This is a genomic window from Arsukibacterium sp., from assembly GCF_041616895.1.
Lineage (GTDB): Bacteria > Pseudomonadota > Gammaproteobacteria > Enterobacterales > Alteromonadaceae > Alishewanella.
On record NZ_JBFJPY010000148.1, the window covers coordinates 1 to 4,748 of the forward strand.

Below are 4,748 nucleotides of genomic sequence, written 5' to 3' on the forward strand. Positions count from 1 at the left end.
AGTTGCACCAGTTACTTCTGCAACCGCCTTGAACTGCTCTGGAAATAAGGGCGTTATTTCCAGGCTTAGCCAGTTTTTACAGGCAGCATTTAACTGTGTTAATAAAAGTGTCCAGGCCTGTCCGGCTGTTAACACCGTTTTATCGAAAAAAATATCGGTAAAAGGAGTATAAAAGTTTGAAATTATTCTCAGCTTTTTGTCGCACTTTTCCAAAGGCGCGGCCAACCACAGTTCATCTGATTGATAAATAAAGAGCCAGAAGAATGCAGTATCTTTGCTGCCGCCATATCGCTTTTTAAATTCAGACAATGCAACAAACCACTCGAAAGAGGCAAAGATAGGATGCGCTGTATGTTTACTAAGCCATTGTTGTAGCGCTTCAGGCAGAGGATATTCTGCCGGATAAATGTCTACACTATGCTGTCTATTAGTGCTCATCTTTTGAAATAAAACCATTTAAATAAAGCCCTGGTGATGGCAAGTCCATGGCTGCATAAACCGTTAATAAGTGCAGCACTATTGTTTGACATAACTGGCTTGTCCATTTTAAAAGTGCTGTTTTATTAAGCGCAAATGAAACTTCAACGAGACTTTATCCCAAGGGGTAAAGCGTTTTAACTTAAATACTGAGTTGTGACTGGTAGATATACCCCAGTCGGTTGTGACGGCACTGTCAAAACCTGCTTTCTGGACAATGTCCACCGCTGTATCATCAAAGTCTCGGCCGAACACGCCATTTGGGTAGGCAAAATGTTTTACCGGTTGCTCAGCCCACTGTTCCAGTTGTTGCTTGCTTTGTATTATCTCGAATTGTTGTTCAGTTGCCGGCAGTACTTTCAGAATTGGATGATTGATAGTATGGGCGCCAATACAAATACCTGATGCGGCCAGTTGCTTTATCTGCGCTGGGTTCATCATTAATGGGGCTTGCTCGGCGGCTTCATTTTCCTGATACAGTTTATCTACTTCTGTAAGGCGGGGTTTAATCGGTAGATATTTCAGTTTCATCAGCCATTGCTGGGTCAGCTCACGACGTTGTGGCCAGTCAGCCAGCTCAACCTTTTGCCCTTGCAAGCTCAGCTGTTGGCGGTTTTTATCGGCAAACAGGTGAATAACCCGATCGTTCCACATATTGTTACCATGACTGAAACCGGTAGCAATATACACCGTTGCCGGGATGCCATATTTAGCCAGAATGGGCTGAGCAACTGTTAAATTATTCAGATAACCATCGTCAAATGTCACACACACCGCATTAGCCGGCAGGGTGTCGTGCTGCAGGTGGTGTAAGGCGTCATCCAGCGACAAGGGTGTAAAATAGTCTCGCAGCAAGCGCATCTGCCAGTCGAATACTGCTGCCGTAGGTTCACTGGGCCGCATTGGATCAGGCTCTGCCAGAACCTGATGGTAGATCAAAATGCTTAATTTACCCCGGCCCAGCAATTTTCCGGCTAATTGCAGTAGTTTATGCATTGGCAGTAGCCTCTTGCTCTTCAGCTTGCAACCACAGTTCAAGCACCACCAGGATCCAGATAAGTTCACCATAATAGCTGGCGTGGCTGTTGGTATGCGCTTCAATTGCGGCATCAATTAAGCTGGCTTTAACAATATCACGTTGCCTGAAGGCGTTAAGTGCATCCAATGCCAGCTTTTTCAGTTGCGCATTATCTGTTAACCACACCCCAAATGGCAGGCCGAAGCCATGCTTTTCTTTATCTAACGTTTCATCAGCCAGAAACCCTTTGCATGTTTTTTTATAGAAATCACGTAATTTCTGGCCAGGTAGTTTTGCGCTTGCCGGAACCTTGCAACTGAAGTCTACTAATGATTTGTCCAGCAACGGATAACGTACTTCAATACCTGCCAGCTCACACATTTTGCTGACTTTTACTAAATCGTTATCAGCCAGAGTAAATTTCCAGTCCAGAAATAGCATTTTGTCTACCGGATCGTTACTTTGGCATTGTTCGTAACGTTGTTTTAGTAATTTTTCAGGGCTTGCAGTATCTACGTTAGCCAGAAACGATTCGGTAAAAATAGCTTCAACGCCAAACTGATTTATAAAATTATAGTTCTGCAAGCGCAGCGGCAGTTTCTCGTCTGCCTGGCGAATATAACTGGCAACTTTTTTAAACCCTGGCAGCTTCGCCAATGGCGTTTTAACAAACAAGGCTCTGGCAGTCGACTGCAGCAACGAGGGGCTGTTGGCAAACACCTCAAATACTTTCTGTTTGGCATAGCGGCTATTGCCGGCAAACAGCTCATCACCGCCATCACCGGCCAGCAGCAAAGTGCGACCATCTTCTTTGGCAAATTTAGCGCAGAAATAAGCCGCCATCGCCGAAGAATTACCAAAAGGCTCATCAAAGTATTGTGCTACTTTAACAAAGGCTTCGGCAGCTTGTTCCGGGGTTAAATAGTGTACCTGATGGCGGGTGTTAAAGTGTTTAGCTGTCAGCAACGCGTATTCGGTTTCATCATAGCCTTTTGCCTTAAAACCAATTGAGTAGGTATAAGCCGGCTGCTGGTGTCTGGCCAGCATACCGGCAACAGTAGAGCTATCGAGGCCACCACTTAAAAAGGCGCCACAATCTGGTGCCACATTGTGTTTTACTGCCTGTTCTAATTCGGATAAGCATTCTCGTTGCAACTTGCTGGCTGCTGTCGTACTGGCTTTAAAATCCGGGCTATATAAAAGCGTTGCTGGGGCAATATTGGTTGCAGTTACTGCAATAAGGTTGGCTGGCTCTAATTTATATACCCGCTGGTAAATGGTATCCGGAGCAGGAATACAGTGAAAATACACATAATTGTAGATAGCCTGCTTGTTCAGAATACATTTTACACCCAGCTGTTTTAACTGTTTTAAGCCTGGGGCAATATAAAGCACTTCGTGCTGCAAAGCATAGTAGCAACTCTGCACGCCCATTATGTCATTTACCAATAGCACGGGCTTACCGCTTTGGACAACGACCATAAAAAAATCGCCAGATAGCTGTTGATAAAGCGCCGCTAAATCAGGAGTTTCATCCAGCAACGGCAATATTTGACTGGCAGTAACGGATTGTTGTTTCCAGAAAGCCCGCCCAAACAGCGCGACAGTGCAAGCTTTGTTGTTGGCAATATCCAGTTTCGCGTGATTTGCAACATGTATTTTCGGGCAACCGTCAACGGCTATTACAACGTGAGAGTCCATGGTTTTTGTCCTACAATCCTTTTGCTTCGAATGAATACTATTAAAATATCAGTGCGTCATGCTGGTTAAGTAATGTTATATGGCAGTATACCGTATATAGCATCTAACATACCTGCCGGAATGGTATAGGTGTTGATGACTTTTTTTTTGCTTATGTCATATGCAACTACTAATGCCCCATTGCCATCCATATATTTAAAATTACCCTGTGTGATAAATTTAAGTTTTGACATCAGTTTAGTTTTTCTGAGTCGGGAGTAACCAATATAGAATACATCATCATCAACCATTAAACCGCGGCACCAGCCCAGTGGCCGGTTGCGCTCATTAGCGAAAGGGTCATGTTTTTCGATAACTTTACGGGTTTTCGGCTCAACAATAACCAGGTAGCCATCCACCCGGGTAAACACCAGATTATCGTGCCACCAGATACCATCGTGCACGCTCATTTCGTCTTTATGGGCGACATCAATTCGATCAGTAACATCATCCAGGCAAACGGCATCATCATAGGTACAGCGTGTGGTCCAGAGCTGGTTATCCAGTTTAAATACGTAATTAGGATGGCTATCATGCGGCCGGGTCGAATGCAGCAGTCGATAATCTGTTTTAGCATCAAACCGATGCCACGGATCTTTGCCCTCGGTATTTAAAATTCGCTTAATTTCACCGGTTTCAGGACAAAGCACGACGATATTATCAATACCTGTAGAGGTAACAATTAACTCGTTATCAAACAGATGTACCGAATGAATATTGTGGAAGCAAGGGTGAGAGAAGCACTTTAACTCGGTTAATTCTGGCAACTGGTATTGATAAATTTCAGTATCAGTAGGTAGCCATATTGTATCATCATCAAGACACGGCGCGGTATATTGTAAATTTGGGTGCTCGGATGGGTAGTGTTTGCCACCGTCGATTTTACTTAATAGTGTCTGAAACTTACCCGTGAGTAAATCAAGCAACAGCAGGCTGGCTTTTCTAAAGTACTTGCCTTCGCCCAGCTCAAATCCGTTTTCACGCAGGCAGCCACCTGCCACTAATAATTGTTTCAGTGACACCTTACATTCCCTGTGTTGTCTTTCACCCGTCGGGTATCCTAGCGCTAACATCAATAAAACTAAAGCGTTTAACTGAGTTAATGCAGCAACAGTGACTGGTACAGTACCAAATGTCTGGTTATACTGTCACCACAGCATATCTAACAGGGATGTAGAAATGAAGCGGTTACTTTTGGTTGGGTTTGGTTTTTTTCCAGCTTTCCAAGCTCTTGCGTTTAATTTTTCACTGTCTGAGAGCGAGTTCAACACTTGGGATCAGCGTTGTAAAATAGCCTTTTATGCTAGCGTTTCCGGGAAAAACTCTGGTTTTTATCATAATTTGCCGCCCATCCAAAAAGATGACGTTAGGCGTTTTGGTCAAGAAGCTGGTGGTGCATGGCACTATTGTGCCGGTGTTATCTATTTGCAAAGAGCTGCTGCCTCAACCGGCGATGAACGTATACATAATTTAGATAAAGCAGAGGGTGAGATACGCTTTACCATTAATAGAA

Annotated in this window: 5 protein-coding genes; 1 reads left to right on the plus strand and 4 read right to left on the minus strand. The window is 44.1% G+C overall.

Annotated elements, in window-relative coordinates; translation table 11 throughout:
* The 4 genes from ABY802_RS15810 to ABY802_RS15825 all read right to left on the minus strand — a co-directional run.
* Positions 1-438: hypothetical protein (locus ABY802_RS15810; RefSeq protein ID WP_372628088.1), on the minus strand; the 438-nt coding region annotated here is incomplete at its 3' end.
* A gap of 108 nt (positions 439-546) precedes the next feature.
* The gene (locus ABY802_RS15815) at positions 547-1,473 is read right to left on the minus strand and encodes a polysaccharide deacetylase family protein (protein ID WP_372628089.1); all 927 of its coding nucleotides are present in this window, start codon (positions 1,471-1,473) and stop codon (positions 547-549) included.
* Positions 1,466-3,196, minus strand: coding sequence for an asparagine synthetase B (locus ABY802_RS15820; protein WP_372628090.1), 1,731 nt, complete (start codon positions 3,194-3,196; stop codon positions 1,466-1,468). The genes ABY802_RS15815 and ABY802_RS15820 overlap by 8 nt, the downstream gene beginning before the upstream one ends.
* Positions 3,197-3,261: 65 nt before the next feature.
* Positions 3,262-4,257: a hypothetical protein gene (locus tag ABY802_RS15825; RefSeq protein ID WP_372628091.1), complete on the minus strand. Its 996-nt coding sequence runs from the start codon at positions 4,255-4,257 to the stop codon at positions 3,262-3,264.
* A 157-nt stretch (positions 4,258-4,414) separates the two neighbouring features.
* On the opposite strand from ABY802_RS15825, the gene ABY802_RS15830 reads away from it, so the two are divergent.
* The coding region (locus tag ABY802_RS15830; protein ID WP_372628092.1) for a hypothetical protein at positions 4,415-4,748 on the plus strand (334 nt) is incomplete at its 3' end.

Bases quoted from the DNA above. Each gene is read 5' to 3' on its own strand.
- ABY802_RS15815 (WP_372628089.1), bottom strand. From the start codon at position 1,473: ATGCATAAACTACTGCAATTAGCCGGAAAATTGCTGGGCCGGGGTAAA.
- ABY802_RS15820 (WP_372628090.1), bottom strand. From the start codon at position 3,196: ATGGACTCTCACGTTGTAATAGCCGTTGACGGTTGCCCGAAAATACAT.